The organism is Streptomyces sp. NPDC001401 (assembly GCF_042895385.1).
Lineage (GTDB): Bacteria > Actinomycetota > Actinomycetes > Streptomycetales > Streptomycetaceae > Streptomyces.
Genome location: NZ_JBIAWI010000007.1, coordinates 19526 through 45996 on the forward strand (window position 1 = coordinate 19526; position 26471 = coordinate 45996).

The 26471-nt window shown below is 71.3% G+C and carries 25 protein-coding genes and 1 pseudogene; 11 read left to right on the forward strand and 15 right to left on the reverse strand.

Going from position 1 to position 26471, the window contains the following annotated elements; all coding sequences use genetic code 11:
• Positions 1-16: 16 nt before the first annotated feature.
• Together ACFY10_RS23530 and ACFY10_RS23535 are read left to right on the forward strand one after the other, a co-directional pair.
• Positions 17-1126 (forward strand): ABC transporter ATP-binding protein, encoded by a 1110-nt coding sequence (locus ACFY10_RS23530; protein ID WP_390667523.1) that lies wholly within the window; start codon positions 17-19, stop codon positions 1124-1126.
• Positions 1123-2196 (forward strand): ABC transporter ATP-binding protein, encoded by a 1074-nt coding sequence (locus tag ACFY10_RS23535; protein WP_390667143.1) that lies wholly within the window; start codon positions 1123-1125, stop codon positions 2194-2196. The genes ACFY10_RS23530 and ACFY10_RS23535 overlap by 4 nt, the downstream gene beginning before the upstream one ends.
• Here ACFY10_RS23535 and ACFY10_RS23540 read toward each other — a convergent pair.
• Both ACFY10_RS23540 and ACFY10_RS23545 read right to left on the reverse strand, forming a co-directional pair.
• Positions 2169-3224, reverse strand: a complete 1056-nt coding sequence (locus tag ACFY10_RS23540) for a protein kinase family protein (RefSeq protein WP_390667144.1) — start codon at positions 3222-3224, stop codon at positions 2169-2171. The genes ACFY10_RS23535 and ACFY10_RS23540 overlap by 28 nt on opposite strands.
• A gap of 136 nt (positions 3225-3360) precedes the next feature.
• Complete coding sequence (locus ACFY10_RS23545) at positions 3361-4716, reverse strand: dipeptidase (RefSeq protein ID WP_390667145.1); 1356 nt, start codon at positions 4714-4716, stop codon at positions 3361-3363.
• 132 nt (positions 4717-4848) lie between these two features.
• On the opposite strand from ACFY10_RS23545, the gene ACFY10_RS23550 reads away from it, so the two are divergent.
• Positions 4849-6099, forward strand: a complete 1251-nt coding sequence (locus ACFY10_RS23550; protein ID WP_390667146.1) for a geranylgeranyl reductase family protein — start codon at positions 4849-4851, stop codon at positions 6097-6099.
• Here ACFY10_RS23550 and ACFY10_RS23555 read toward each other — a convergent pair.
• Complete coding sequence (locus tag ACFY10_RS23555) at positions 6089-6538, reverse strand: nitroreductase family deazaflavin-dependent oxidoreductase (RefSeq protein ID WP_390667147.1); 450 nt, start codon at positions 6536-6538, stop codon at positions 6089-6091. The genes ACFY10_RS23550 and ACFY10_RS23555 overlap by 11 nt on opposite strands.
• 185 nt (positions 6539-6723) lie before the next feature.
• On the opposite strand from ACFY10_RS23555, the gene ACFY10_RS23560 reads away from it, so the two are divergent.
• The 3 genes from ACFY10_RS23560 (at position 6724) to ACFY10_RS23570 (ending at position 9401) form a co-directional block, all read left to right on the forward strand.
• Positions 6724-7410, forward strand: coding sequence for a TetR/AcrR family transcriptional regulator (locus ACFY10_RS23560; protein WP_390667148.1), 687 nt, complete (start codon positions 6724-6726; stop codon positions 7408-7410).
• Positions 7411-7503: 93 nt separating this feature from the next.
• Positions 7504-8739, forward strand: coding sequence for a sensor histidine kinase (locus ACFY10_RS23565; protein ID WP_390667149.1), 1236 nt, complete (start codon positions 7504-7506; stop codon positions 8737-8739).
• On the forward strand, positions 8736-9401 hold the full coding sequence (locus ACFY10_RS23570; protein WP_390667150.1) for a response regulator: 666 nt from the start codon (positions 8736-8738) through the stop codon (positions 9399-9401). Before ACFY10_RS23565 ends, ACFY10_RS23570 begins: the two co-directional genes overlap by 4 nt.
• On the opposite strand, the gene ACFY10_RS23575 is transcribed toward ACFY10_RS23570, so the two are convergent.
• Complete coding sequence (locus ACFY10_RS23575; protein ID WP_390667151.1) at positions 9362-9646, reverse strand: DUF6332 family protein; 285 nt, start codon at positions 9644-9646, stop codon at positions 9362-9364. The genes ACFY10_RS23570 and ACFY10_RS23575 overlap by 40 nt on opposite strands.
• A 73-nt stretch (positions 9647-9719) precedes the next feature.
• Complete coding sequence (locus ACFY10_RS23580; protein ID WP_390667152.1) at positions 9720-11204, reverse strand: MFS transporter; 1485 nt, start codon at positions 11202-11204, stop codon at positions 9720-9722.
• Between the two features lie 86 nt (positions 11205-11290).
• Between ACFY10_RS23580 and ACFY10_RS23585 the strand changes: the two genes are divergently transcribed.
• On the forward strand, positions 11291-11683 hold the full coding sequence (locus tag ACFY10_RS23585; RefSeq protein ID WP_390667153.1) for a MarR family winged helix-turn-helix transcriptional regulator: 393 nt from the start codon (positions 11291-11293) through the stop codon (positions 11681-11683).
• Here ACFY10_RS23585 and ACFY10_RS23590 read toward each other — a convergent pair.
• Positions 11670-12410, reverse strand: a complete 741-nt coding sequence (locus ACFY10_RS23590) for a maleylpyruvate isomerase family mycothiol-dependent enzyme (RefSeq protein ID WP_390667154.1) — start codon at positions 12408-12410, stop codon at positions 11670-11672. The genes ACFY10_RS23585 and ACFY10_RS23590 overlap by 14 nt on opposite strands.
• Before the next feature lie 74 nt (positions 12411-12484).
• Positions 12485-12697 (reverse strand): annotated as a pseudogene (locus ACFY10_RS23595) (two-component system response regulator); the annotation flags it as partial.
• Positions 12698-12888: 191 nt separating this feature from the next.
• On the opposite strand from ACFY10_RS23595, the gene ACFY10_RS23600 reads away from it, so the two are divergent.
• The 3 genes from ACFY10_RS23600 to ACFY10_RS23610 are packed head-to-tail and all read left to right on the forward strand — an operon-like array spanning position 12889 to position 14552.
• Complete coding sequence (locus ACFY10_RS23600) at positions 12889-13488, forward strand: sulfite oxidase-like oxidoreductase (protein WP_390667155.1); 600 nt, start codon at positions 12889-12891, stop codon at positions 13486-13488.
• A 2-nt stretch (positions 13489-13490) separates the two neighbouring features.
• Complete coding sequence (locus ACFY10_RS23605) at positions 13491-14216, forward strand: ferredoxin reductase (protein ID WP_390667156.1); 726 nt, start codon at positions 13491-13493, stop codon at positions 14214-14216.
• Positions 14217-14228: 12 nt separating this feature from the next.
• Complete coding sequence (locus tag ACFY10_RS23610) at positions 14229-14552, forward strand: DUF6510 family protein (protein WP_390667157.1); 324 nt, start codon at positions 14229-14231, stop codon at positions 14550-14552.
• A gap of 273 nt (positions 14553-14825) precedes the next feature.
• On the opposite strand, the gene ACFY10_RS23615 is transcribed toward ACFY10_RS23610, so the two are convergent.
• Positions 14826-15434: a TetR/AcrR family transcriptional regulator gene (locus tag ACFY10_RS23615; RefSeq protein WP_390667158.1), complete on the reverse strand. Its 609-nt coding sequence runs from the start codon at positions 15432-15434 to the stop codon at positions 14826-14828.
• 154 nt (positions 15435-15588) lie between these two features.
• Here ACFY10_RS23615 and ACFY10_RS23620 point away from each other — a divergent pair, with 154 nt between their 5' ends.
• Complete coding sequence (locus tag ACFY10_RS23620; RefSeq protein ID WP_390667159.1) at positions 15589-16350, forward strand: SDR family NAD(P)-dependent oxidoreductase; 762 nt, start codon at positions 15589-15591, stop codon at positions 16348-16350.
• Between the two features lie 172 nt (positions 16351-16522).
• Here ACFY10_RS23620 and ACFY10_RS23625 read toward each other — a convergent pair whose 3' ends face one another.
• The 7 genes from ACFY10_RS23625 to ACFY10_RS23655 all read right to left on the reverse strand — a co-directional run bounded on the left by ACFY10_RS23625 (position 16523) and on the right by ACFY10_RS23655 (position 26364).
• Positions 16523-17071 (reverse strand): hypothetical protein, encoded by a 549-nt coding sequence (locus tag ACFY10_RS23625; protein ID WP_390667160.1) that lies wholly within the window; start codon positions 17069-17071, stop codon positions 16523-16525.
• A gap of 92 nt (positions 17072-17163) precedes the next feature.
• Entirely contained in the window at positions 17164-18354 is a 1191-nt protein-coding gene (locus tag ACFY10_RS23630) for an Ig-like domain-containing protein (protein ID WP_390667161.1), read from the reverse strand.
• 188 nt (positions 18355-18542) lie between these two features.
• Complete coding sequence (locus tag ACFY10_RS23635; RefSeq protein ID WP_390667162.1) at positions 18543-19709, reverse strand: MFS transporter; 1167 nt, start codon at positions 19707-19709, stop codon at positions 18543-18545.
• A 116-nt stretch (positions 19710-19825) separates the two neighbouring features.
• Positions 19826-21523, reverse strand: a complete 1698-nt coding sequence (locus tag ACFY10_RS23640; RefSeq protein ID WP_390667163.1) for a protein kinase — start codon at positions 21521-21523, stop codon at positions 19826-19828.
• A gap of 198 nt (positions 21524-21721) precedes the next feature.
• Positions 21722-22873: an ABC transporter substrate-binding protein gene (locus tag ACFY10_RS23645; RefSeq protein WP_390667164.1), complete on the reverse strand. Its 1152-nt coding sequence runs from the start codon at positions 22871-22873 to the stop codon at positions 21722-21724.
• Between the two features lie 83 nt (positions 22874-22956).
• Positions 22957-25482, reverse strand: a complete 2526-nt coding sequence (locus tag ACFY10_RS23650; protein WP_390667165.1) for an ATP-binding cassette domain-containing protein — start codon at positions 25480-25482, stop codon at positions 22957-22959.
• Positions 25483-25494: 12 nt separating this feature from the next.
• Positions 25495-26364, reverse strand: coding sequence for a branched-chain amino acid ABC transporter permease (locus tag ACFY10_RS23655; RefSeq protein WP_390667166.1), 870 nt, complete (start codon positions 26362-26364; stop codon positions 25495-25497).
• Positions 26365-26471 lie beyond the last annotated feature (107 nt).

Here is a 26471-nt window from a genome sequence, read left to right on the forward strand (position 1 = left end):
CACCAGCAGCCATGGCATCCAGGAGGTCCCGGTCACCGACTCGGTGCTCGAAGTCGAGGACCTCAGCGTGGAGTTCCCCACCGAGGACGGTCTCGTACGAGCCGTGCGCGGCGTCGGCTACCGCCTCGACCGCGGCGACTCGCTCGGCATCGTCGGCGAGTCCGGCTCCGGCAAGTCGGTCACCGCGCTCGCCGTGATGGGACTGCTGCCGGCCACCGCCCGGGTGCGCGGCTCGGTCCGCTTCGAGGGCACGGAGCTGCTGGGTCTGTCCGACGCGCGCCTGTCGGACCTGCGCGGCAGCGGCATCGCGATGATCTTCCAGGACCCGATGACGTCGCTCAACCCGGTCTACTCCGTCGGCTACCAGATCGCCGAGACGCTACGACGGCACAACCCCGACCTGAAGTCCCGCGCCGCCCGCACCCGGGCCGTCGACCTGCTCGGCACGGTCGGTATACCCAGCCCCGAGCGGCGCGTCGACAACTACCCGCACGAACTCTCCGGCGGCATGCGCCAGCGCGTGGTCATCGCCATCGCCATGGCCAACGATCCCGACGTGATCATCGCCGACGAGCCGACCACCGCCCTCGACGTCACCGTGCAGGCGCAGATCCTCGACGCCCTGGAGACCGCCCGCGCCGAAACCGGCGCCGCCCTCGTGCTCATCACCCACGACCTGGGCGTGGTCGCCGGGCACAGCGACCGGGTCGCCGTCATGTACGCGGGCCGCATCGTGGAGACCGGCTCCGTCGAGGACATCTTCTACACCCCGCGCATGCCCTACACCCTCGGCCTGCTCGGCTCGCTGCCCCGCATGGACCGCGAGGAGGAACGCCTCACCCCGATCACCGGCTCCCCGCCCTCCCTGCTGAACCTGCCGCCCGGCTGCCCCTTCGCCCCGCGCTGCCCCCTGCGCCGGCAGGCATGCGACGCCACGGAGCCCGCGCTGCGCAAGGCCGGGCACGACCTGCACCTCAGCGCCTGCCACTTCGCCGACGAACTCGTCGACACCGGCGCCGCGGAGGTGTTCGACGCGGTCGGAGCCGACTCCGAGGCGCTGGCCCGCTTCGCCGACACGACGACGCCCTCGCCCCACTCGACGAACGCCGAGGAGGACTCCGTATGAGCGCCCCCGCACAGGCCGCCGCCGCGCCCCTGCCCCCGCTGCCCGGGCACGGCGGAACCGGCGAACCGGTCCTCCAGGTCCGCGACCTCGTCAAACACTTCCCGGTCATGTCCCGGGGCGTCGTACGCCGCCGCGTCGGCGAGGTGCACGCCGTGTGCGGAGTCTCCTTCGACCTCTTCCAGCACGAGACGCTCGGCCTCGTCGGCGAATCAGGCTCCGGCAAGACGACCACCGCACGCACCATCCTGGGCCTGGAGTCCGCCACCTCCGGCCAGGTCCGCTACCGCGGCACCGAACTGACCGAACTAAGCAGACGCAGGATGCGCCCGCTGCGCCGCGAACTCCAGATCGTCTTCCAGGACCCGTACGCCTCCCTCGACCCGCGCATCAACGTCCACGAGATCGTCGCCGAACCCCTGCGCATCCACGGACGTTACGACGCCCGCGGCAAGGACGAGGTGCGCGAACTGCTGCGTCTGGTCGGCCTCAACCCCGAGCACGGCAACCGCTACGCCCACGAGTTCTCCGGCGGCCAGCGCCAACGCATCGGCATCGCACGGGCGTTGGCGCTGCGCCCCAAGGTGATCGTGCTGGACGAGCCGGTGTCGGCGCTCGACGTGTCGATCCAGGCGGGCGTCCTCAACCTGCTGATGGACCTGCAGAGCGAACTCGGCCTGTCCTTCCTCTTCGTCGCCCACGACTTGTCGGTGATGCGCCATGTGGCCGGCCGGGTGGCGGTCATGTACCTGGGCCGCCTGGTCGAGATCGCCCCCGCCCGCCGCTTGTTCACCGCCCCCGCCCACCCCTACACGCAGGCCCTCGTCTCCGCCATCCCGCTCCCGGACCCGCGCAAGGAGCGCGCCCGCACACGCATCCTCGTGCAGGGCGACATCCCCAGCCCGGTGCGCCCACCGAGCGGCTGCCGCTTCCGCACCCGCTGTCCCAAGTTCGCGAACCAGCTGACGGAGAGCGAGCGCGAGGCCTGCATCGAGGAGGTGCCCGCGCTGATCGACCGCGGCGGCGGGAACCCTGTGGCCTGCCACTACGCGGAGAGCGTGGAACTGCTGTAGGCGAGCCGCAGGTCCTCGTACGGGTAGGGGGTCTGCCTGCTCTCCGTGCGCAGCCGGCGGAAGAAGCCGTTGAGGACGGCGGTCAGGGGTGCGTCGCGGGCGATGATCGCGGTGGCGGCCTCGGGGAGGCCGTCGGTGTGCGCCCCGATCGCACAGGCCCGCACAAAGGCCTCCCGCTCCTGCCGGTCGTATCCGTACAGGGCGGTGACGAGCCAGTTCACCAGGTGGGCCCGCGAGTAGACGAGGTCGTAGTCGCGGTGCCGGTCGAAGAAGGCACGCTCCTGCCGGGAGAGCCGGAACCGCGGGCTGAACGCGAGGCCGTAGTCGACGAGGTAGAACTCCTCGCCGTCCGTGACGACGTTCTGGAAGTGCAGGTCGAAATGGAGCAGTCGGTGGCGGTGGAGGAACGCGGTCAGCGCCCCCAGCCACTCGTCCACCCGTGTACAGGTCCGGTCCGCGTCGTCGGTGCGCACCTGCGTGTCGAGCCAGTCGTGGAGAGTGTGCGGAAAGTACTCCAGGAACAGCGTCAGACTCGCCGACGCCGTCCGCAGGGCCTCGATGCGCTCGCGCACCTGCGGGCCGCCGCCCCAGTAGGCGACCACCTCTTCCACGTCGGCCAGCTCCACGGGAAGGGGTTGTACCGCATCCGGCAGGACCCGCCAGTGATGCATCAGCGGGAAGCCCGGGAAGCCGTCGGCCAGCACCCAGTTCGTCGTCATCGTGTGCACGGCCAGCTCGCGCCAGACGCTGCCGAAGCCCGGGCCGCCGATGCCGTAGTGGCAGAAGGACGGCAGCTCGAAGATGTCCGCCGTGGACCGCGTGTTCTCGGGCAGCCGCTCGATGTCCGTGACCGGCACCCGCTTCACGAAGACCCGGCGGCCGTCCACCTCGACCAGCGTCGAGCGCCCCCCGATCCCGACGCCCAGCGGTGTCCCCGACGCCACGAGGTCCGCCAGCTCGCGGTCGCTCAGCAGGGCCAGGAAGGTGGCGAGGTCGGTGTGGGCGGCGCGGCGCGTGGCGGAGGACATGACCTCCATGGTCAGGGTGACAGCCGTCGCGTGTCCGCCGATCCGCCGCGATTTTCCCGGACCGACTCGGAGTCCGGTCGGCAGGGTGCCGGAGGGCTCCGTCCGAAGACGAGGCCCTCCGGCACCGGCAGCGTGGTCAGCCGGCCGCGTAGTTCCGCAGAAACAGGGCCTCTGCCACCGACAGGCGTTCCAGTTCCTCGGGCGAGACGCTCTCGTTCACCGCGTGGATCTGGGCCTCCGGCTCGCTCAGGCCGATGAGGAGGATCTCCGCCTGCGGGTAGAGGGAAGCAAGGGTGTTGCAGAGGGGGATGGAGCCGCCCTGGCCGGCGTACTGCATCTCCTGTCCGGGGTAGGCGACGGCCATCGCCTCGGCCATCGCCGCGTACGCCGGGCTGGTGGTGTCGGCGCTGAACGCCTGGCCCTGGCCGACCTGTTCGGTGTGTACCCGGGCGCCCCACGGGGTGCGCGCCTCCAGGTGGGCCTGCAGCAGCTTGGTCGCCTCGGCCGCGTCCACGCCCGGCGGCACGCGCAGGCTGACCAGGGCACGGGCGCCCGCGTGCACCGACGGGGTGGCGCCGACGACGGGCGGGCAGTCGATGCCGAGGACGGTGACGGACGGGCGCGCCCAGATGCGGTCGGCGACCGAGCCGGAGCCGATCAGCTGCACGCCGTCCAGCACCTTGGCGTCCTGGCGGAACTGCTCCTCGTCGTACTGCAGGCCCTCCCAGCGGGTTTCCGGGGTGAGCCCGTCGACGGTGGTCGAACCGTCCTCCGCGCGCAGCGAGTCCAGTACGCGGATCAGCGCGCCCAGCGCGTCGGGCGCGGCGCCGCCGAACTGGCCGGAGTGCAGGTTGCCCTCGAGGGTGTCTATCTGCACACGGACGAGGGTCATGCCGCGCAGGGTTGAGGTGACCGTCGGCAGGCCGACGCGGAAGTTGCCCGCGTCACCGATGACGATCGTGTCGGCCGAGAGGAGGTCGGGGTGCTGTTCGGCGTAGCGCTCCAGGCCGCCGGTGCCCATTTCCTCCGAGCCCTCGGCGATGACCTTGATGTGGACGGGCACGCCGCCGTTCGCCTTCAGGGCGCGCAGCGCGAGCAGGTGCATGATCACGCCGCCCTTGCAGTCGGCGGCACCGCGCCCGTACCAGCGGCCGTCGCGCTCGGTCAGCTCGAAGGGCGGGGTGGTCCAGGCGGCCTCGTCCAGCGGCGGCTGCACGTCGTAGTGGGCGTAGAGCAGGACGGTCTTCGCGCCCTCGGGGCCGGGCAGGTAGCCGTAGACGGACTGTGTGCCGTCGGGGGTGTCGAGAAGGGCCACGTCCTGGAACCCCTCGGCGGTGAGGGCGTCGGCGACCCAGTTCGCGGCGCCCTCGCTCTCGCTCTTCGGGAACTGGTCGAAGTCCGCCACCGACTTGAACGCCACCAGTTCGGCGAGCTCCGCCTGCGCCCTCGGCATCAGCGAGGCGACGGTCTCGGCGACCGGATTCGACGACATGGGCACGCTCCTTGTGGGTGCGACGTTGTACGTGTGGGTATCGGGATCCTCCCACAGCGGCCTGCGGCGACGTCCGCCGTAGGATGCGGGGGACAGGTGCGGCAGCAGCTTGATCGGGAGCATTAGACCATCGTGAGCAGCGAGAACTCTTCGGCGGACGACGTGCAGCGGGTGTGGGACGTCGTCGTGGTGGGCGCGGGACCCGCGGGGGCCTCGGCCGCCTACGCGGCGGCGGTCGCGGGACGCAGCGTGCTGCTGCTGGAGAAGGCGGAGCTGCCGCGCTACAAGACATGCGGCGGCGGGATCATCGGCCCCTCGCGCGACTCCCTGCCGCCCGGCTTCGAGCTTCCGCTGCGGGACCGGGTGCACGCGGTGACGTTCTCCAACAACGGCCGTTTCACTCGCACTCGCCGCTCCAAGCACATGCTGTTCGGGCTGATCAACCGGCCCGAGTTCGACCAGCAGCTGGTCGAGCACGCGCAGAAGGCGGGCGCCGAGCTGCGTACGGGTGTCACCGTGCAGCGCGTGGAGCAGCACGGCTCGGCGGTGCCGGACCGGCGCACGGTCGCCGTGTTCCTGCAGGGCGGCGAGACGCTGCTCGCGCGGGCCGTGGTGGGCGCGGACGGCAGCGCCAGCCGGATAGGGGCGCACGTCGGGGTGAAGCCGGCCCAGGTGGACCTGGGCCTGGAGGCGGAGATCCCGGTGCCGGAGACCGTCGCGGAGGACTGGAAGGGACGGGTGCTCATCGACTGGGGGCCGATGCCCGGCAGTTACGGGTGGGTGTTCCCCAAGGGGGACACGCTCACGGTCGGTGTGATCTCGGCGCGCGGTGAAGGGGCGGCCACCAAGCGGTACTTGGAGGAGTTCATCGGGCGGCTCGGCCTCGCCGGGTTCGAACCGAGCATCTCCTCCGGCCACTTGACCCGCTGCCGGGCCGACGACTCGCCGCTGTCGCGCGGGCGGGTGCTGGTGTGCGGGGACGCGGCGGGGCTGCTGGAGCCGTGGACCCGCGAGGGCATCTCGTTCGCGCTGCGCTCGGGGCGGCTCGCGGGGGAGTGGGCGGTGCGGATCGCCGAGGCGGCCGACGCGGTGGACACCCGGCGCCAGGCGCTGAACTACGCGTTCGCGATCAAGGCGGGGCTCGGCGTCGAGATGAGCGTCGGCAAGGCTCTGCTGACGGTGTTCGAGCGCCGGCCCGGCCTGTTCCACGCGGCGCTGACCGGGTTCCGGCCGGCGTGGAACGCGTTCAGGGACATCACGCGCGGATCGACGTCCCTCGCCGAGATCGTGCGCACCCATCCGATGGCCCAGCGCGCCCTGACCGCGCTCGACCGGCGTCCGGTGGGTCCGGCGGGCGGCGAGGCCACCGAGGTCAGCTCTTGACGGTGATCCGGAAGACGGGGTGGTCGGGGGCGATGCGGCGCAGCTCGGCGTCGGGGGAGTCGGGGCCGACGCCGTTGAAGAACACCCCGACCTCGGCCTTCCAGCGCTTGAGGTAGGCACGCAGCAGCGGGACCTTGTCGTCGTCGCTCACCTCGGTCGCGGTGAACGCGTCCACGTGCTTGCCGAGGTGCAGTTCGCCGCCGCCCGCCGCACGCATGTTGTGCGTCCACTGGACGTGACCGCGCGGGGCGACCAGGTACTGCTGTCCGTCCACGACCAGCAGGTTGACCGGGGTGGTCCGCCACTCGCCGCTCTTGCGGCCGCGGACCGCGAGGACCCGGGAGCCCCAGATGCTGATCCCGCGTCGGGTCATCCACGCCACGGCGCGGTTGAAGACGTTGACGGTGAACCAGCCGGGCTTCTGGACGTGTGTGGACATGAGAACCCCCATCGAGTGAAAGAGCGTCGCTCGCTTTTGTGAGCACTGCTCTCGCTTGAGGAAGAGTCTGCACTGGATCGGTGATCCATTGCAAGAGCAGTGCTCTCTTTTTTGTTCGGCGCTCTCTTTTTGGTTCGCTGCTCTTCTTTGTGTGCACCGCTCTCGTTTCATGGGAGACTGCTCCCATGAGCACTGCACACAGCGCCCGCGCCCGAGCCAGGATCGAGGTCACCGCGGCCATCAAGGAAGAGGCGCGCAGACAACTCGCCGCCGAAGGCGCTGCCAAGCTCTCGCTGCGTGCCGTGGCACGGGAACTGGGCATGGTCTCTTCCGCGCTCTACCGCTACTTCCCGAGCCGCGACGACCTGCTGACCGCCCTCATCATCGACGCGTACGACTCCGTGGGCGCGGCGGCCGAGGCGGCGCACACCGCCGTGGCCGACGCCGGCCCCGTGCAGCGCTGGACCAGCGTGTGCGAGGCCGTACGCGAGTGGGCCCTCGCGCACCCCCACGAATACGCGCTGATCTACGGTTCGCCGGTCCCCGGCTACACCGCCCCCGACACCACCATCCCGGCCGCCGCCCGCGTCGGCCTCGTCCTCATCGGCATCGTCCGCGAGGCCCGGCAGGGCCCCGGCGTGGCGCTGCCCGCTCTCCCCGCCGAACTGCTTCCCGAGGCCGAGCGCATGGCAGCCGACTTCGCCTCCGACCTGCCGCCCGCCGTTGCACCGGCCCTCGTCGCGGCCTGGGCCCAGCTCTTCGGGCTGATCGGGTTCGAGCTGTTCGGCCAGTTCAACCGGGTCGTCGAGGACCGGGCGGCGTTCTTCCGGCATGCGGCGGGGCAGCTCGCCCTCGGGGTCGGGCTGAGGTAAGCCGGGGCAGGGCGTCGTACTTCGCGGGGAGTACCTCTGATCACCACGCCCGGCGGACGCCCCGCGCGCCCGGTGACGTCTAGCGTGGCGGTCATGGACGAGCAGCATGGGCGCGGGGGCGGGCCGCCGCAGTGGTGGCGGCACGGGCCGCCGTGGATGAACCGCTGGGGCGACGAGCACCGGGTGGCCCGGTGGCCGTGGCGCTCCACCGTGCTGATCACCGTCTTCGTGCTCGTCGGCTCCCACTTCGCGGCGCACCAGCAGGAGGGTTGGCGCGCCGACCTCGACGTCTTCGCCCGCGTGCTGCTGCTCGTCGGGTCGGGGCTGCTGCTGTGGCGCCGGCGGTATCCGGTGTTCGTCGTGTTCGGCACGGCGGCGGCCGCGATGGTCTACCTGGGTGCCGGGTACGCGTACGGGCCGGTCTTCTTCGCCGTCGCGGTGGCCGTCTTCAGCGCGATCGTCGCGGGACACCGGCGGGCCGCCTGGGGCGCTCTGGCGATGCTGTGGGCCGGGCACATGCTGGTGGCCCACTGGCTGTACCGCTGGCTGCCGCCGTCGAGGGACTCCGCGGCCGCCTGGGCGCAGGAGGCCGTGATCGCCGCGTGGGTGGCGGCGATCGTCGCGCTGGCGGAACTGGTCCGGATCCGGCGCGAGCAGTGGACCAGAGAACGGGCCGAGCGGGCGCAGGCGGCGCGGCGGCGGGCCGACGAGGAGCGGCTGCGGATCGCCCGGGAACTGCACGACGTCCTCGCCCACAGCATCTCCGTGATCAACGTCCAGGCGGGCGTCGGCCTCGCCCTCCTCGACACCGACCCCGAGCAGGCGCGCACCGCGCTCACCACCATCAAGGCCGCCAGCAAGGAGGCGCTCGGCGAGGTCCGCCAGGTCCTCGACACGCTCCGCACACCCGGAGACGCGCCGCGCGCTCCGGCGCCCGGCCTCGACCGGCTGCCCGAGCTGGTGGAACAGGCGGCGAGCGCAGGTCTCACGGTGGACGTCGAAGGGGAGCCTCCCCGCCTCGCGCCCGGCACCGACCTCGCCGCCTTCCGCATCGTCCAGGAGGCACTCACCAACGTCGTACGGCACTCGGGCTCACGCCACGCGCGCGTGCACGTCGACCACGACGAGCGGACACTGCGGCTGCGCATCGACGACGACGGGCCCGCGACCGGCGCCGACGCGGGCGGCAGCGGCAACGGTCTGGCCGGAATGCGGGAGCGGGCCGCCGCGCTGGGTGGCACGATCGAGGCGGGCCCGCGCACGGACGGCGGCTTCCGGGTGCTCGCCGTACTGCCGTTGACGGTCAAGGCGAAGGAGGACGACCGGTGATCCGTGTACTGCTCGCCGACGACCAGTCCCTGGTGCGCGCCGGCTTCAAGGCGCTGCTCGACGCACAGCCCGACATCGAGGTGGCCGGGGAGGCCGCCGACGGCGAGGAGGCGCTGCGCAAGGTGCGCGAACTGCGCCCGGACGTCGTCCTGATGGACATCCGCATGCCGACGCTGGACGGCCTGGCGACGACCCGCCGGATCACCGACGAGGAGGCGCTGCAGGGCGTCAAGGTGGTCATGCTCACCACCTTCGAGCTCGACGAGTACGTCTTCGAGGCGATCCGCTCCGGCGCCTCCGGCTTCCTGGTCAAGGACACCGAACCGGAAGAACTCCTGCGCGCCGTAAGGGCGGTGGTCGAGGGCGACGCACTGCTCTCACCGGGCGTGACCCGCCGTCTGATCGCCGAGTTCGCGGCCCGCTCCAAGGAACCCGCGGCCGAGGACGCACTCGGCGAACTCACCGAGCGGGAACGGGAGGTGATGGCCCTGGTCGGCATCGGCCTGTCCAACGAGGAGATCGCCCGCCGTCTGGTCGTCAGCCCCCTCACCGCGAAGACCCACGTCAGCCGCACCATGGTCAAGCTGGGCGCCCGGGACAGGGCCCAACTGGTCGTCCTCGCCTACGAGTCGGGGCTGGTGCGGCCGGGCTGGCTGGGCTGAGCGCCGCGCCGGAAGCGCACCAGGACGCTCACGGCCCGGACGACGAAGACGATGGGCGCGAGCGTCAGACCCACCCGCAGCAGCAGCGTGGACAGCAGGTCCGGCAGGTCGAAGAGCAACGCCGGTCCGGCGACGGCTCCGAAGACCACTCCGGCTGCGAACACCGCACTGACCAGCGCGTAACCGATCTCCACGGTCATCGCGTCCTGCTCGGCCTTGCGGCGCCGTCCCCCGTACTCGTCCATGCACCCAGTCTCACAGCGGTGCGCCCGGCGGAGCAAGCAGGCCCCGCCGGGCGCACACAGGGGAGGCGTCCCCCTAGTCGCGTACGGTTACGCGCTCCGCCTCCAGAGATGTGGACTTGGCGACCACGACGGACTGCTGCGTACGACGGGTACGCAGGCCCGTGAGCGTGATCAGCAGCCCGGCGACGGCGATGCCCGTCACCACCACCAGCCCGGGCCGGTAGCTGTCCAGCACGGCCTGCGGGGTGGCGTGTTCGGGGGCTCCGGCGGTGACCACCGCGGTCACGACGGCCAGGAAGATGGCGCCGCCCACCTGCACCGAGGTGTTGAGCAGCCCGGAGACCATGCCCTGCTCGTGGTCCTCGACCCCGTTGGTGGCCTGGATGTTGAGCGAGGGGAAGACCAGCGCGCAGGCCGCGCCGATCAGCAGCATCGACGGCAGGATGACGGCGGCGTAGACGGGGTCGAGGTTCACGCGCAGGAACAGTGCGTATCCGACGACCATCAGCGCGAAGCCCGCCGCGATCAGCCGCTGGGTGCCGAACCGGTCGACGATCGAGCCGACCTTCGTCGAGGACACCGCCACCAGCGCCCCGGCCGGCAGGAAGGCGAGCGCCGTGTGCAGCGCCGACCAGCCGAGCAGCGACTGCATGTACAGGGTGACCAGGAACTGGAAACCGACGTAGGAGCCGAAGAAGGCCATCGCGCCGAGCTGGGCACGGATCTGGCTGCCGGAGCGCAGCACGCCCAGCCGGATCAGCGGACCTGCCGAGCGCCGCTCGACGAGCACGAACACGGTCAGCAGTACGGCGACGGCCAGGAAGGACAGCAGCGTGCGGGCCGACGCCCAGCCGACCTGCGGAGCCTGTACGACGGTGAACACGAGCAGCAGCATCGACGCCGTGCCGATGACGGCCCCGGGGATGTCGTAGCCGTTGTGGTCCTTCTCGCGCTCGCTGCGCGGCAGCAGCTTCAGGCCCGCCACCAGCGCGATCAGGGCGATGGGCGCGGGCAGCAGCATGGTCAGGCGCCAACTGGCCTCGGTGAGCAGGCCGGAGAGCACCAGACCCATCGAGAAGCCGGTGGCCGCGCAGGTGGTGTAGATGGACAGGGCCCGGTTGCGCAGCGGGCCCTCGGCGAAGGTCGTGGTGATGATGGACAGGCCGGCGGGCGCGGTGAAGGCCGCGCTCAGGCCCTTGATGAAGCGGCTGGCGATCAGCAGCGGACCCGAGTCGACGAGCCCGCCGAGCAGTGAGGCGAGCGCGAACACGCCCAGGGCGATCAGGAAGACCTGGCGCCGGCCGAGCAGGTCGGCGGTGCGTCCGCCGAGCAGGAGCAGACCGCCGTAGCCCAGGATGTAGCCGCTGACGATCCATTGCAGCGCCGAGGTGGAGAGATCGAGGTCGGAGCCGATGGACGGCAGCGCGACGCCGACCATCGACACGTCGAGCGCGTCCAGGAACATCGCGGCGCAGAGCACCAGCAGGGTGCCCCACAGCCGGGGAGTCCAACGAGCCGCCGAGGACGGGGCCGCAGGGGTGGTGAGCGGAGAGGTCATGAACACAGACACTACATGCGCATGCATCGAATGCAAATGCATTTAATTCCGATGCAATAATTCTGTTTCTCTGCTACGGTGCGCGGATGGTGGCGAAGAAGGCCGAACAGGCGCTCGTGGACCAGTGGCGGGACATCCTCGCGCTGCATGCCCGCACCCAGTGCGAACTCGATCGCGCACTGCATCAACACGGCCTGTGCGCCAGCGACTTCGAGGTGCTGGACGTGCTGTCCGGCGACTCCTGCGCCTATCGCGTGCAGGAGATCTCCGAGCGGGTCCATCTCAGCCAGAGCGCGCTGTCGCGGCTGATCGCCCGGCTGGAGAAGGACGGCCTCGTCGAGCGCGCCATGTGCCAGGAGGACCGGCGGGGCGTCCGTGTGGCGCTCACCCGGAAGGGGCGCACGCTGCACGGCGAGGTGCTGCCGGTGCAGCGTGCGGTGCTGACGCGGATGCTGGCGAGCGACCTCAGCTCCAGGTGACGGCCGACCTCTCGCGCCACAGCGCGGCGGTGGCGGGATCCCCGGTCACGTTCGGGAACGGCAGCCGGTTCCACAGCGCCAGGTACAACTGCGCGGCGGGCCCGGTCACTTCGCAGTCGGCGTCTCCTGCCGCATCCCGCGCGGCCACGGGCGGCTCCTGGGACAGCCGTACGGTCCACACCGCGCCGTCCGTGTCCGTCGCCCGTACTCGCAGTACTCGCGGTTCGTCGCTGCGGACCCTGCTCCTGGAGCGGGCGTGGAAGCCGCGCAGCAGCTCGTCGATGCCGTCGGCCGCGAAGCCGGCGTCGATCCCGGTCTGCGCTCCGCCTCGCGCCGACTCCGCGTCGATCCGGTGCACGGTGGTCTCGTGCGCCTGCCGCCGGGCCCAGAACGCGAGCGGGGACGGCGCCGGCAGGAAGTGCCAGCACTCGACCTCGGGCGAGGCGGAGGCGAGGGTGTCGACGAGGTACCGGTGCCCCTCGCGGAACCAGGCCAGCAGTTCGCTGCCGTCGAGGTCGGGCAGCCCGCCGTCGGGATGGTAGGAGGTGTGCCCCTCGGCGACGAACGCGGCCGCCCACCGGTGCACCATCCCGGTGTGCCGCACCAGGTCCTTCACCTGCCAGTCCGGGCAGGTCGGCACCTTGGCACCGGTCCCGGCCTCCTCGGCGGCCGCGGCCAGCACCCGGCCCTCCCGGTTCAGGATCTCCACGAACTCGGCTGTCTCCATGAGGCGAGTGTGCCGGATGGAGCGCGGTCGAAGGGAAGTGCGCGGCCGCGCACTCGGCCGCGGACAGGGTGCCGTAGGGCGCGGCCCGGGGCGGGGGAGAACGCTCCGGCGAGTACCCGGTCGACGTCGGCCGGGCCGCGGACGACCGTGCCGAACGGGCGCCCGCGCTGGGCGGCGTACCGCTCCAGACCGGGTTCGAGGTCCTCGTAGTCGAAGGGTTTGAGCAGGTGGTCGACCATGCCGCGGCGTACGGCCCCGCGCACCGCGTCGGCTGCGCGGGCAGCACTGGTGCAGTGCTTCGACGGCCTCGATGTTGTCGGTATTCGCCAGGGCGCGGACGCCTGCCGCCCACGCAGGAGGTCGGCCGTCTCGCCGAACGGCATGCGGGCCCGGGAGGAGCGGCTCATGATGGGGGACATCCGGCTGTCTCGCCCTCGGGGCCCTCCGAGGGCTCCGAGCCGAGGAGATCGATGACGTCATGAGCTCCTTCTCACCCGGTTTCCGCGGGCGGGCCCGTTCCCTGGCGGACCGGCTGCCTCCCGGCCAGTACCCGACCGAGCAGTTCCCGGTGCTGTCCGCAGGGCCGACCCCACGCGTGTCCACCGACACCTGGGCCTTCACCATCGCCACGGAGACCGGGGAGACGTACTCCTGGACCTGGGCGGAGATGATGGCCCTGCCGCAGCAGGAGACGGTCACGGACATCCACTGCGTGACCCGCTGGTCCAAGTTCGACACCCCGTGGCGCGGAGTCTCCCTCGACGCCTTCTTCGAGGACGTCGAGACGTCCGCCGACTTCGTCGTCGCCCACAGCTACGGCGGCTACACCACCAACCTCCCCCTGGAGGACCTCCTCGACGGCAAGGCGTGGATCGCCCACACCTACGACGGTTACCCGCTCTCTCCGGAACACGGCGGCCCGGCCCGCCTGCTCGTGCCGCACCTGTATCTCTGGAAGTCGGCCAAGTGGGTGCGCGGACTGCGGCTCACGCACGAGGACGAGCCCGGCTTCTGGGAGTCCGTCGGCTATCACAACTACGGCGATCCCTGGCGCGAGCAGCGCAACTGGGGAGACTGACCATGGCCACCGCCACAGCTGTCGCCTGGCGCCGGGCCCGCCTCGACGAGCGCCGCCCGCAGACCGCCACCGCCCGCTCCCTGCTGTTCACCGTGCCCGGCTGGCCCGGCCACCTGCCCGGCCAGCACGTCGACGTGCGCCTCACCGCCGACGACGGCTACCAGGCCGTACGCAGCTACTCGCTGGCCGCGCCCGCCGACGGCGACCGCATCGAACTGGGCGTGCAGACCGTGCCGGACGGGGAGGTCTCGCCCTACCTCGCCGACGAACTGCCGCCCGGCGCCGAGGTGGAGGTGCGCGGCCCGCTCGGCAACTGGTTCGTCTGGCGCCCCGAACAGACCGAACCGACGCTGCTCGTCGCGGGCGGCTCCGGAGTCGTCCCGCTGGCGGCCATGATCCGAGCCCACCGGGCGGCACGCTCGACGAGCCCCTTGCACCTCCTGTACTCCGTCCGCACCCCCGCCGACATCTGGTACGGCGACGAGCTCACCGACCACCGCGCTCCGCACGTCGACGTCCGCCTCCTCTATACGCGTCAGGCCCCACCGGGCAGCCCCCGAGCGGCCGGGCGCCTCACGTCGGACGACCTGGAGAAACCGACGGCCCGCCTCGAACCGACCAGCCCCGTCTACGTCTGCGGCCCCACCGGCTTCGTCGAGACGGCCGGCAACCTGCTCGTCGACCTGGGCCGAGACCCCGCCACTATCCGCACCGAACGCTTCGGCTGACCGGAGGTCCCGATGGCAGACGACACCGCCCACCTCGACGGCAACTGTCTCGCCGGCCCGCTCTCGGAGATCCTCTCCGTGGAGACGACCACGGCCTGGTGGCGCTGCCCGGAGTGCGCACAGTCCGGCCCCCTCGCCCAACTCCACGTCTACGGCCCGGAACCGGGCCTGACCGCCCGGTGTCCCGGGTGCGCGTACATCGCCCTCCGGCTGGTCAAGGAGGGGGAGTACGTCTGGCTGACGTTGGGCGGCGGGACCGGGGCGTTTCGCTTCCGGACGGCGTGGAGCGGGCCTGATGCGCGTCCCCTCGGATCGCTCACGGCCAACGGCCGGTGAGGGATCCCACAAATGAGCCGACCGCTGGCGCGAGGGCGCCGGGCGGGTTATCGTCAACAGGTAGAACGACCGGTCTTCCTACCGCTTCGTCGGCGCCCTCTCGGCGTCCCTTCTGCAAGTCGAACAGAGAAGAAAAAGCTCCATGAAACCCTCCATGCAGCCGATGCGTTCCAGGACCAGGGCGGCTCCCGCGGTCAAGCCCCACGCCGGCCGGGACACCGCACGTCGTCGACGAGCCGCCCCATCCGGGATCGGTGCGCGACCCCGGCGGGTTCAGCCTTCCGACCGGATCAGCCGGACCGCGTCCAGCAGGGTCTTGTGGGCAGCCGTGGAGTCGTCCAGGTACCCGGCGGCCATCGCGCCGTCGTACAGCATCAGCAGTGCACCGGCGGCCGACTCCGCATCGGTGTGGCCGAGCCGGGTGAGCAGGTCCTGGAAGAGGCCGCGGATCCAGTCCCGGTGGGAGGTCACCAGGCTCCGGACCGGATGGCCGGCGTCCGGGTACTCGGCGGCCGCGTTCAGGAACGGCGATCCGCGGAAACCGCGCTCGCGGGCGTGCTCGGCGATCGCCTCGAAGATCAGGTCGATCGCCTCCGCGGGCGGGTGCGCGGCGGCCAGCGGTTCGGCCACCTCCTTGTAGTAGGCGTCCTTGGTCAGCAGATACGCCACGACCAGGTCGTCCTTGGCGGCGAAGTGCCGGTAGAAGGTCGCCTTCGTCACCCCGGCCTCGGCGATCAGCCGCTCCACACCGATCGCGCGTACACCCTCGTAATAGAACAGCCGCGACGCGGCCCGGACCAGGCGCTCGCGCGGCGGCAGCTCTCCCTCGATCGTGGTCTTCCGATGCTTGGCGTCGGTGCTCTTCTGCCCAGTGGTGCTCACTTCCCCATTCTGCCCTCGGCCGGGCACTGAGTGGCCTCCACCCCCCGTACGGCCCTCGCCGGCAGGGCCTTCTCTCCCTGTCCCGCACGGCCCCCAGCAAGGTGGCCGCGCTGTTTATCGAACATCGAATATCGACTATCGAAAGGCTTGAACGATGACTCGTCGTCTCGAAGGAACTGTCGCCCTGGTCACCGGGGCCTCCAGCGGCATCGGCAACGCCACCGCCCTGGAACTCGCCCGGGAGGGCGCCGCAGTGGCCGTGGTCGGACGGCGTGAGGACCGGCTTGCCGACCTCGCCGCCGAGATCTCCAAGGCCGGCGGACAGGCCCTGGTGGTGCCTGCCGACATCACCACCCCTCAGGCCGCCGCGGAAGCGGTCGAGCGGACCGTCGAGAACCTGGGCCGCCTGGACACCCTGGTCAACAACGCCGGCCTCATGCTGCTCGGGCCCGCCCCGGGCGCGGACCTGAACGACTGGCAGCGCATGATCGACATCAACCTGATGGGCCTGATGTACACCGCCCACGCGGCCGTCCCGCACCTGGTCAAGGCCGCCGCCGAGGAGCCGCGTCGGGTCGCCGACATCGTCAACATCGGCTCGCTCGCCGGCCGCAACGCCTACGCCATGTCCGCCGTGTACAGCGCCACCAAGTTCGGCGTCGGCGCCTTCAGCGAGGCGCTGCGCCAGGAACTGGCACGGCAGCACGTCCGCGTGTCCGTCATCGAGCCGGGCAGCGTCGACACCGAGCTGCGCACGCACAACCCGGACGTCATCCAGCGGCACATCGTCGCCGCCCTGGGCGACATCGAGCGGCTGCAGAGCCAGGACATCGCCGACACCGTCGGCTACATCGTCACCCGCCCCCGGCACGTGGCCGTCGCCGAGCTCCTCGTACGCCCCACCGAACAGGCCTGAGCCCCAGGCCGGAGGCCCACTCGGAGGCCGGCGGGGGGCGCGATGGACGAGTTGCCGAAGTCCGAGCAGGTCGCCGGGATCGTCGCGGAGCACACGGTTCTGGCGGCCGTTCAGGCCCACCCCGGGGAGCGGAGCGTGCTGGTCGTCCGCAGCCAGGAGTCAGTTCCCGGGCTCAGCCCTGTGTCGTGTACGGCACCACACTCACGTGCAGGGTGAAGGCGGCGCGCGGCGCGCCCGCCACGTCCGGGGCCTTCGCCAGTGCGGTGATCTCGGCCGCACCGCCCCGGGTGCCGGCGCACCGCAGCGAGGCGTGGGCCGTCCCGTCGGCGTCCAGCCGCCATCCGGAAGCCACGACGAAGACCGGCGCGGAACTGTGCACGGCCGTCCACCGCTTGTCGTCCACCCGGGGCCGCAGGACGAGGGACACCACAGTCCCGGGCCGTACGCACAGCCGCTGTTCGACCGCGTCACCGGGGGCGACGCTGATCTCCGTATGCCCGGCGGCACAGTTTCCTGCCGGAGTCGAAGGCGCCGTGGCCGACTTGCTCGGGCTTGCCCCGGACGGGCTCGCGGACGGGCCCGTCGGTGCAGTGGAGGACGGCTGCGCCGAACTGCTCCCGGACGCCGACGCCGCTCCCGAGGCTCCGCCGCCCGCCGACGTGCCGCACGCCGCCAGGGCGACCATTCCGGCGATCATCCATGCGCCGGCCCACCACCGCATCCCAGTACCTCCCGACCCGCTGTTCCCGATACCAGCATCCCGCGGAACCCGGCCGGGAGCGGCGGGCCGCCGTCATGTTCCGGTGCGGGGCTCTAGTTCAGGGCGCTGCCCTTCTTCCAGGCGGTCCAGGCGACGTTCCAGTCGCCGTAACCGTTGTTGGCCGCCACGGTGTCGACGGAGTGGACGACGGTGACCGGGTCGCCGAGGTCGACCCGGCCGTAGAACCACTCGGCGTCGCTCGTGCTCATGCCGATGCAGCCGTGGCTGCCGTTGACCACGCCGAACTTTTCCGCGTTCCAGGGCGCGGCGTGCACGTAGGTGCCGGACGTGGTGAGCTGGACGTCCCACTTGACCGCGCCCAGGTTGTACGCCTCGGGGCCGAAGATACGGACGGTCGAGGAGTCCATGCGGATGGTCGGCACCTTGCCCAGGACGACCATGGTGCCGTTCCAGGTCTCGTAGCCCTTCTTGCCGCTGGAGACCTTCAGGGTGCGCAGTGTCCTCCCGTTCCTCGCCACCGTCATCGTTTTCGTCGTGACGTTCACCGTGCTCGTCACGGCATCGCCGATGAGGAAGTTCACGACGCGGTCCTGGGTGCCGTAGACCCCGCCGCCCGCGTTCACGCCTGCCAGGTCCATGCGCAGCGTGACACGGGTGCCGGGCTGCCAGTACCTCTCGGGCCGGTAGTCGATGCGGTCCTTGCCACTGCGGTCCTTCATCCAGCTCCAGGCGCCCTGGACCGCAGGGGAGGCGGTGACCTGGAGCTTCCGCTCGACTGCCGCCTTGTCGCGGATGGGCTTGTTGAAGGTGATCGAGACCGGCATGGCGATGCCGACCGTCATGCCCTTGTCGGGGTGGTACTCGCCGACGAAGCCGTTCTTCGGCGCCTCGGTGGTGAAGGAAGCGGTCTTGTCGAGGGCCGATCCGCCGTCCGCCTTTCCGTTCGCCCGCACCGTGTAGGTGGCGCCCGGGGCGAGCGGTGTGGTCGAGGTCCACACGGACCTGTCCTCGGACCAGATGCCGGAGAGCCGGCCCGGGCCGGGTGAGACGACCTCGACGGAGGTCAGGGACCCGCCCCGTGCGCGCACCGTCACCTTCTGCCCGACCGGCACATTCCCGCTGCCGGCCTCGGGGTGCACGACTATCGCGGGCGGTCCGCCCTTGTCGCCGCCGTCCGCCCCGCCGCCGGAGCTGCACGCGGCGAGAAGGACGGCGGCGGCCGACGCGAGCGCGAGCGGAGGTGCGGTCCGGCGGCCCAACTGTGCCGGCAGGCGCTGTCGCATGGGACTCTCCCCTTCCCGAAGGGCTGAGTTGCGTTGCTTCGTAGCTTTCCTGGTACCCCGGGAAGGCATCCGGCCGACCGGCTCATCGGGTGACTGCTCAAGGATGACTGCTTGGGGTGGTCGCCACCTGCGCCCTTCCTGGGGCCGCGATTCGACCGGGGCGCAGACGGCGGGCGCCGGCCGCCGAGTCATCCGGTGGCCGCGCCGCGCGTCACCAGTCCGACGAGCGCGGCGGCCGCTGCCAGCACCGCGACGCTGGTGAGAGCGGTGGGCAGGGAGAACCAGTCGGCCATGAAACCGATCGCGGGCGGGCCGAGGAGCATGCCGCCGTAGCCGAGGGTGGAGGCGATCGCGACACCGCTGGGGCCGGCGAGCATCCCGGCGCGTTCGACGGCCACCGGGAAGAGGTTGGCGAGACCGAGTCCCGTGACGGCGAAGCCGATCTGAGCCGCCCACAGCGACGGCGCCAGGGAGCCGGCCAGCATGCCGAGCGCGGCGGTGGTGCCGCCCGCGACCACGGTCCGCGTACGGCCGAGACGCTCGAGCAGGGTCGTTCCGGTCAGCCGCCCGACGGTCATGGCGAGCGCGAAACAGGAGTAGCCCGTCGCCGCGACTCCCGCGGAGGCGCCCAGGTCCTGTTCGAGGTGCAGTGCGCCCCAGTCGGCCATGGCCCCCTCGCCGTATGCGGTGCACAGGGCGATGAGCCCGAAGACGACGACCAGCCCGCGGCCACGGCCGTCGAGGCGGCGCGGACTGCCGTGCCCGGCCCCGCCTGCGGGCTCGGGCGGCTTCGGTGGCTGTTGACGCAGCAGCGAACGTCCCGCCATGGCCGTCACGAGAAGCCCGATGAAGGTCAGACCGAGGAGGTGCCGAGTGGCGGACAGATGCCCGGCGACCAGCCCACCCAGCCCGGCGCCGAGCATGCCGCCCAGGCTGAAAGCGGCATGGAAGCTCGGCATGATCGGCCGCCGCAGGGCGGCGACGAGGTCGACGGCCGCGCTGTTGAAGGCGACGTTTATGCCGCCGTAGGCGGCGCCGAAGACCAGGAGTACGGCGCCGAGTGCGACGGCCGAGTGGGTCAGCGGCGGCAGGGCGACGCTCAGGGACAGCAGGATGCCGCAGATCACGGTGACGGCGTGGCTGCCGTAGCGGCGGCACAGGCGTCCGGTGAGCATCATCGTGATCACGGCGCCGGCGGAGACGCCGAGCAGGGCGAGCCCGAGGGCGCTGGCGGAGGCGCCGGTCTGTTCCTTGATCGCGGGGATGCGGACGACCCAGCCGGCGAAGATGAAGCCGTCGAGGGCGAAGAAGACGGTGAGGGCGATGCGCAGGCGGCCGAGGGTGTTGCCCGGCACGGCACTGTGCGTTCGGACTTTGTTTATTATCGGCACAAAATCAGGTTAGGTGGGGGCGAGGGACAGGGCAAGGAAGTTGTCGGATGCACCTGAGCGGGAGCCAGGGGCCGCCGGCATCACTCCGTGCTGCGCAAAGCGGTCCAGGTCTCGTGCCCCACGATGCCGTCGGCGTCGACCCCCTTGTCGCTCTGGAAGCTCTGCACCGCATACTCCGTTCCGGGACCGAAGTCGCCGTCCACGCCCGTGCTCCCCACGCTGTAACCGCGCTTGACCAGCATGCACTGCACCTGCAGCACACGGCTGCCGCTGTCCCCCTGGCGTGTGCGTCCGTTGCCGGAGTAGTAGGTGCAGTCGGAGATCCAGGGCGGGGCTGCGCGCTCGGTGGGCGTGCTGCTCGGGGACGCGGCGGGGTCGGCGGCGGTACTGGGCTCGGTGGCAGCGGCCGAGGGCGCGGTCGTACGGCCGGTGCCGGCGGAGCCGGAGACCTCAGGACCCGAGGAGGCGGCGTCGGCGTTCGCGGCACCGTCGGCCCTCTTGCCGGACACGGACGTCCGGTCCGAGGCCCCGGACACCGGCGACAAGGGGGCATCACCGGGCCTGGTGCCGACGCCGTTCGTCGCACCGGCCTCCGGGGAGGGAGGGGAGGAAGCGGTCGCCGGGGCGTCCTGGCGGGCGAGCAGGAAGCCCGCTGCGGCCACCATGCAGAGGACGACGCCCGCGGCGACGGCCAGCCTCGGCTTCTTCCGCTCCCAGATGCGGCCTCCCTCCGCGGGTAAGTGCCGCGGTGGTGCGACGGCGGACGGACCTGCCGCCTCCGTCTGCGGTCCGGTACCGGGCGGGGCGGGTCTGCGCAGCACCTCGTACGCCCGCTGCCGGGCCAGCACCCTGCCGCCCAGCGGCTCGGGCCAGACGGACGTCCCGGTGTGTGGCTCGGCCGCGTCGATCAGGTCCTGCGGAATGGGCCGCCGCCCGGGCTCCTTGGCCAGGCAGGCGGACAGCAGCGAGCCGAGTGCCGCGTCCGCCGCCGAGATCTCACCGATCAGCTCCGGATCCGGTTCTTCGAACGCCACCCGGTGCATCACATCGACGCCCGTGCCGTCGCCGAAGGGGGCACGTCCCGTCGCCGCGTAGACCAGCGTCCCGGCCAGCGAGAACACGTCAGACGCCGTGTCGCACCTGCCTGTCCTCAGGTGCTCCGGCGACATGTAGGCCGGAGTTCCCACCCGGTTGCCCGTGCCGGTGAGCGCGCTCGCGTCCACGGCCTTCGAAAGACCGAAGTCGATCACGTACGCGCCGCGGATGCACAGCAGTACGTTCGACGGCTTCAGATCCCGGTGCACGATCCCCGCGGCGGCCAGGCCGGCGAGCGCCCGGCCCAGCTCCGCCACCAGTCGCCAGACCCCCGCAGGCTCCAGGGCGCCGCCCTCACGTACGGCATCCGCCAGATCGAGGCCCGGCAGGTACTCGGTGGCCATCCACAGCAGTTCGTCCTGGAAGCCGGTACCGCACAGCCTCGGCGTGTGCGGGGTGCGGACCTGGGCGTGCACCGACGCCTCACGCTCGAACCGGCGCCGGAAGTTGGGGTCGTCCGCGTACTCCGGTCTGATCACCTTCACCGTGACAAGATCGGGGCTGTCCGCCGCGGGGCGTGCCAGATAGACCCGTCCCATCCCACCGCTGCCGAGCAGCGCCAGCGGCACGTAGGGGCCGATGCGGCCCGGGTCGCCGGGGCGCAGGGGTGAGGCACCGGTCTGCCGCAGTGCGGCGGCCTCGCTCGTCGCCGAGTCCGGTGGCACCGGCCGCTGTTGTGACACGGACCCCCCGAAGTGATGTTCGGCGTACGTCAGTTCGCCCCCAAGAGGAGACGAGGCTAACCCAGCCCTGGCGTGCGTTCAGGGTTTCCGTCACTTCCGTCATCCGGGTCTCGTGGGATGGCTTGTTCCTATCCAGAGGGAAGAGGCCGGCGCAGGGCCCCCGTGTCACGCTGCGGCCCCGGGTGCCGGGGCGGGCTCTCAGCCGCGTGCCGGGGGCGTGTAGAAGTCGCCGACGGATGTCCAGGCACCGTTCTTCACGACCACTCTCTGCACGCTGCGGGTGCCGAGGTGACTGCTCGCACTGAAGTCCATGACCGGCGACACCCCCGGGTCCACCTTGCTCGCCTTCTGGTACGCGGCGGTGAGGGCCTGGGACGTGACAGGCCCCTTGATGGTCTTCGTGATCTCGGCGAACACCTTCGCGTTGCTCCAGCCCCACAGGGCGAGGAATCCGGCGGCCTGACCGGGCTCGTACTTGGCCATCGCGGTCCGGAACTCCTTCACCGCGGGCTCCTTGTCGGAGGGCGCCTTCACCAGTTGTACGGCCTTCAGGCCCTCGGCGGCGTCCTTGGCCAGGGCGATCGTCGACTCGGCGGCCACTGGCGCGTAGGCGTAGGTGGGCAGCGAGAGCCCCTGGAGCTTGGCCTCCTTGAGGAAGGCGGCCGCCTCGGGGGAGGTGAGGATCACGACCACAGCCTGGGGCTTCGCGGCCTTCACCTTGCTGATCACGGGTGTGTAGTCGGTGGTCTGGTACTTGACCGGCAGCCGGTCGACCTCGACCGAGGGATCCACCTTCTTCGCGACGGGCTCCACCTGCTTGGCCACGTTCACGAACGCGGCCGGGTCACTGTGCACGACGAGGATCTTCTTCGCGCCGTCCTGCACCGCCCAGGCGGCGACCGCCGCGGCCTGGTCCTCGTACAGGGTCTGGGTGCCGAACAGGCCGGGCCGCGGCGGCTTGTACCAGTTTTCGGTGCCGCCCACCTCGTTGAGGACCGGCACCTTGGACTGGTTGAGGACGAACGGGAAGGCCGCCTCCGCCTGGGAGGTGCCGTTCGCGTTGACGATGGCCACGACCTTGTCCTGGCCGACCAGTTCACGGGCGATCTGCACGGTCTGCTGCGGGTCGGCCGCGTTGTCCTTGACTGTCCACTTGACCTTGCGTCCGTTGATGCCGCCCTGGGCGTTGAGCATCCTGAAGTACGCGTCGGCGCCCGCCTTCTCGGCCACGCCGTACGTGGCCGTGGCGCCGGTGAGGGGGAGCCACGCGCCGATATGGATCTCAGAAGAGCTGCCGGTGGCTCCTGCGGAGTCCTGACCGGCGCACGCGCCGGCGGTCAGTGCCACCACGGCAAGGACGGCTGTTGCCCCAGCCGAGCGGCGGGAATTTCTCATTGTCCGGAACACGGTCCACCTCGTTCACAACGGGATTGTCAATTCACTGGAGAAGTCCGGGCGTTGGCCGCCGCGGTCGTGGCGGCCGCGTCCAGACCGCCGCTGAAGTACGCCGCTTCCGCCGCAGCCGCGAACGCCTGGTCGCCAGGCCGGCCGTGGGCCGCGATGACGCCCTCGTGCAGCACGGCCACCTCGTGGCACACGGACATGGCGCGGCTGAGCAGCTGTTCGAGCAGCACGACGGTCAGGCCGTCGTGGGCGAGCGTGGCCAGCCGGTCGTAGACCTCGTCGACCAGGGCGGGGGCCAGTCCGAGCGCCGGTTCGTCGACGATCAGGACGTCCGGCGCGACGATCAGGGCCCGCGCGATGGCGAGCATCTGCTGCTCTCCGCCGGACAGTCCGCCCGCGGAGGCGGACAGCCGCTCGCGCAGCCGGGCCGGCAGCCACTGGACGGTCTCCTCCAGCCGTTCGCGCAGCGGTGCACCGGTGATGCCCGCCGCGTAGGCGGCGACTTCGAGGTTCTCGCGCAGGGACAGCGTCTTGAACAGGGCCCGCCCCTCGGGCGCCAGGCTGGTGCGGACGGCTCCGCTCAACTCCCTTTCTCCACGGGCCGGTTCGAGCGAGCCGTGCAGGATGCCGGCCAGCGTGCTCTTGCCCGCTCCGTTGGCGCCGGCGATACCCAGCACGACCCCCTGGCGGACGTCGAGGTCGACGTCGCGCAGGGCGACCACACCGCCGTACGTGTGGCGGACCCCGTGGAGGCGGATCATGCTCCGCTCGCCCACCTGCTCGGGCGGCCGCGTCCTGCCCTCGACCGTTCCCAGGTAGGACGACCGCACCTTCGGGTCCTGCAGAACGGTGTCCGGGCTGCCCTCGCCGATCGTGCGGCCGAAGTCGAACGCGAGCACCCGGTGCGCGACGGAGAAGAGGTCGTCGAGAACGTGGTCGATGACCACCACGGCGGTGCCGTCGGCGTGCAGCCGCCTGATGTGCCGTGCCAGCAGCGCCCGTTCGCCCGCGTCGAGGCCGCCGAACGGCTCGTCCAGGATCAGCAGTTTCGGATGCTCGGCCATCGCACGCGCCAGGTCGAGGCGCTTTTGCAGGCCGAACGGCAGCTCCCCGGGCCGGCGGTCGGCCACGCCCGCGAGACCGACGGAGTGCAGCAGCCGCGCGACCTCCGCCCGGTCCTGGGCAGTGATCCGGCGACGGGTGCACAACACGTTCTCCGCGACGGTGAGTTCGGAGAAGACCTCCGCATGCTGGAACGTGCGGCCGATGCCCAGCCGCCGCCGAGCGGTCGCCCTGGCCCGGAAGAGGGGCTGCCCCGCGAAGTCGGCGGTACCGCTCACGCGGCCATTGCCCGTCAGACCCGACAATGCATTCAACAGGGTTGTCTTACCAGCCCCGTTGGGCCCGATGACCGCCAGGATCTCGTTCTGCCGCACGGACAGCGAGGCGTCCTCCAGAGCCTTGAGTCCGCCGTACGAGACCGACACGTGCTCCAGGTGCAGCAGGACGGGGCCGTCGCCCGAGGGCACCAGCGGCGTGACATCCGTGAACTCATCGGCAGGCAGTGGTACTTCGGCGTCCGGCCCTCGCCGTACCCGCCGTAGGAGGCTTCGCGCGGGCTTGGCGAGGAACGGTACGACCCCGCCCGGAAGGAACAGGAGCACCGCGATCAACACGAGGCCCTGCACGACCGGTTGGGGCATTCCGACGGCGGACGACAGGGAGGGGTTCCAGGTCAGGTAGATGCCCCCGGCCACGGCGCCGGCGATGGTGCCGACCCCGCCGAGCACGCACGCCGCGATCAGCGAGATGCCGAAGGCCAGCGAGAACGGATCCGGGCTGACGAACCCGGTCAGCAGACCGAGCAGCACGCCCGCGAAGCAGGTTGCCGCCGCGCTCACCGCGAACGACAGCGACGACTGCGCCTCCGGAGCGATGCCGATCGTACGGGCGGCCAGGGGATGCGACTTGGCGGCCACCAGCCGCATCCGCAGCCCCGAGGAGGCGGCCGGAACGGCCAGTGCGAGTACGACGGCTGCGGCGCCGACCGCGAGGTACTGGGCCTCGGTGCCACCACCCAGGAGGGTGCCCAGACCGAGGGCGCTGCGCAGCTGGACGACCGGTACTCCCTGGTCGCCGCCGGTCACGCTGCTCCAGCGGTTGATCAACTCCAGGGTCACCGTGGTGAAGGCGAGGGTCAGCAGGGCGATGTAGAGCACCGAGAACCTGGCACCCGCGTACCCCAGGAAGGCGCCCAGGACGGCACCGGTGGCGACGGCCCCGAGGACCACCGCTTCCAACGGCCAGTCGTGGCCGCTGCCGTACGCCGCGAAGTAGGCGCCGATGGCGAAGAACGCGGGGTGGCCCACGGACCAGATGCCGGACCAGCCGGCGAGCAGGCCGACCGACAGCACGACGATCGTGTACACGGCCGCGAGGCCCACCGAGTACATCTGGTACGCGGGGATCGCGCCGGAGGCCATGAACGCCATGAGCACCGCGCCGGCGGCCGGGCCCAGGGCGGCCCTGGCCAGGAGGGAACGGTTGAAGACCATGGATGCGACCCCTCAGACCCGTTGGAAGGTGCGGGTGCCGAACATGCCCTGGGGGCGGATCAGCAGCACCAGCACGGTGAACGAGAACACGAACGTGTCCCGGAAGCTGGCGGAGACGTAGTTCGCCGCCATGTTGTCCAGGACGCCGATGGTCAGCCCGCCGAGGACGGCGCCGTACATGCTGGTCAGGCCGCCCAGGAAGATTCCGGCGAAGGCCCGGAACAGGGGCGCGACCAGCGCGGTGGGCACCAGGCCGGACCGCGGCGCGTACAGACAGGCGGCGAGCGCGGCGAGACCGAGGCCGAGGGCCCAGGAGATCCTGGCGAGCCGTTGCGAACTCAGCCCGACCACGCGGGCGGTGTCCGCCGACTCGGCCGCGGCGCGCATGGCCGAGCCGAGCGTGGTGCGGGCGAACAGATAGCCGACCAACGCCATCGCCACGGCGGCGACGGCGATCGTCACCAGGCTCTGGACCGGCACCGCGGCGCCCGACCAGCGCACCGACCCGTCGACCAGGTTGGGGAAGTCCTTGGGCTGGTCGCCCCAGATCGATCCGGCCGTGCTCTCCGCGATCAGGGACACGCCCATCGTCACGACGAGCGCGGAGAACAACTGCCCCTGCCCCAGCGGTCGGATCACCGTCTCTCGCACCACCAGGCCCGCGGCAACGGTGATCACGACGGCGGCAAGGATGCCGAGCACCGTGGCCACACCACGGTCGTGGAGCGAGAGCGCCACGTACAGGCCCAGGGTCGCGAGCGACGCCATCGCGAAGTTCACGACGTCCGTGGCCCGGTAAATGATCACCAGCCCGAGACCCATGAGGCCGTACACGGCTCCACTGGCCACACCGCTGACCAGGACAAGCAGGAACTGACTCACAGTCCCTCCCTCGGGAAAGGGCGCGTTCGCGCCACGCATGCGAGAAGCATGATCACCTCACGAACTGCAGAGCTAAAGTGAACTCACTTCAGTAAGCTAGGCACTCC

Excerpts from the sequence above, each read along its gene's own strand:
- ACFY10_RS23545 (WP_390667145.1), bottom strand. The coding sequence starts at position 4,716 with ATGTCGTCGAATCCGGTCGCCGAGACCGTCGCCTCGCTGATGCCGAGG.
- ACFY10_RS23630 (WP_390667161.1), bottom strand. The coding sequence starts at position 18,354 with ATGCGACAGCGCCTGCCGGCACAGTTGGGCCGCCGGACCGCACCTCCG.
- ACFY10_RS23600 (WP_390667155.1), top strand. The coding sequence starts at position 12,889 with ATGAGCTCCTTCTCACCCGGTTTCCGCGGGCGGGCCCGTTCCCTGGCG.
- ACFY10_RS23650 (WP_390667165.1), bottom strand. The coding sequence starts at position 25,482 with ATGGTCTTCAACCGTTCCCTCCTGGCCAGGGCCGCCCTGGGCCCGGCC.
- ACFY10_RS23590 (WP_390667154.1), bottom strand. The coding sequence starts at position 12,410 with ATGGAGACAGCCGAGTTCGTGGAGATCCTGAACCGGGAGGGCCGGGTG.
- ACFY10_RS23610 (WP_390667157.1), top strand. The coding sequence starts at position 14,229 with ATGGCAGACGACACCGCCCACCTCGACGGCAACTGTCTCGCCGGCCCG.
- ACFY10_RS23535 (WP_390667143.1), top strand. The coding sequence starts at position 1,123 with ATGAGCGCCCCCGCACAGGCCGCCGCCGCGCCCCTGCCCCCGCTGCCC.
- ACFY10_RS23585 (WP_390667153.1), top strand. The coding sequence starts at position 11,291 with ATGGTGGCGAAGAAGGCCGAACAGGCGCTCGTGGACCAGTGGCGGGAC.
- ACFY10_RS23560 (WP_390667148.1), top strand. The coding sequence starts at position 6,724 with ATGAGCACTGCACACAGCGCCCGCGCCCGAGCCAGGATCGAGGTCACC.
- ACFY10_RS23575 (WP_390667151.1), bottom strand. The coding sequence starts at position 9,646 with ATGGACGAGTACGGGGGACGGCGCCGCAAGGCCGAGCAGGACGCGATG.
- ACFY10_RS23625 (WP_390667160.1), bottom strand. The coding sequence starts at position 17,071 with ATGCGGTGGTGGGCCGGCGCATGGATGATCGCCGGAATGGTCGCCCTG.
- ACFY10_RS23580 (WP_390667152.1), bottom strand. The coding sequence starts at position 11,204 with ATGACCTCTCCGCTCACCACCCCTGCGGCCCCGTCCTCGGCGGCTCGT.
- ACFY10_RS23540 (WP_390667144.1), bottom strand. The coding sequence starts at position 3,224 with ATGTCCTCCGCCACGCGCCGCGCCGCCCACACCGACCTCGCCACCTTC.
- ACFY10_RS23555 (WP_390667147.1), bottom strand. The coding sequence starts at position 6,538 with ATGTCCACACACGTCCAGAAGCCCGGCTGGTTCACCGTCAACGTCTTC.
- ACFY10_RS23620 (WP_390667159.1), top strand. The coding sequence starts at position 15,589 with ATGACTCGTCGTCTCGAAGGAACTGTCGCCCTGGTCACCGGGGCCTCC.
- ACFY10_RS23605 (WP_390667156.1), top strand. The coding sequence starts at position 13,491 with ATGGCCACCGCCACAGCTGTCGCCTGGCGCCGGGCCCGCCTCGACGAG.
- ACFY10_RS23565 (WP_390667149.1), top strand. The coding sequence starts at position 7,504 with ATGGACGAGCAGCATGGGCGCGGGGGCGGGCCGCCGCAGTGGTGGCGG.